This is a genomic window from Streptomyces sp. NTH33 (assembly GCF_003236365.1).
Taxonomy (GTDB): Bacteria; Actinomycetota; Actinomycetes; order Streptomycetales; family Streptomycetaceae; genus Streptomyces.
The window spans coordinates 1-412 of the sequence record NZ_POTZ01001152.1; the positions used below are offsets into that span (position 1 = coordinate 1).

Annotated in this window: 1 protein-coding gene; it reads right to left on the reverse strand. The window is 68.4% G+C overall.

The genetic code is table 11. The annotated features are described in order from the left end of the window. Positions 1 to 412: SidA/IucD/PvdA family monooxygenase (locus tag C1I97_RS38935; RefSeq protein ID WP_146608501.1), on the reverse strand; the 412-nt coding region annotated here is incomplete at both ends.

Genomic DNA, 412 nt, shown 5'->3' on the forward strand with positions numbered 1-412 from the left:
GGGTTCGGTGCCGATGCCGAGGACGACGTTGCGGGTGTGGGCGCGGCCGAGGGCCTGGGCTTCGCCGTCGGCGTCGAGCTGGGTGAAGTCGACTTCGAAGACGTGGAGTTCGGGGTTCCAGCGGATGGCGTCGACCTGGTGGCCGTAGTGCAGTGCGGGCAGGTTCTCGGAGACCCAGCGGCAGTAGGCGTCGTATTCGGCGCGCTGGATGTGGAAGCGCTCGGCGAAGTAGAAGGGGAAGAGTCTGTCGCGGGCTCTGAGGTAGTTGAGGAAGGACCAGTCGCTGGCGGGGTCGGCGAGGGTGACGAGATCGGCGAGGAACGGCACTTGGACGCGGGCGCCGTCGAGGAGCAGGCCGGGGTGCCAGTGGAAGCGGGGGCGTTGTTCGTAGAAGGCGGTGCGGAGCCCGGTG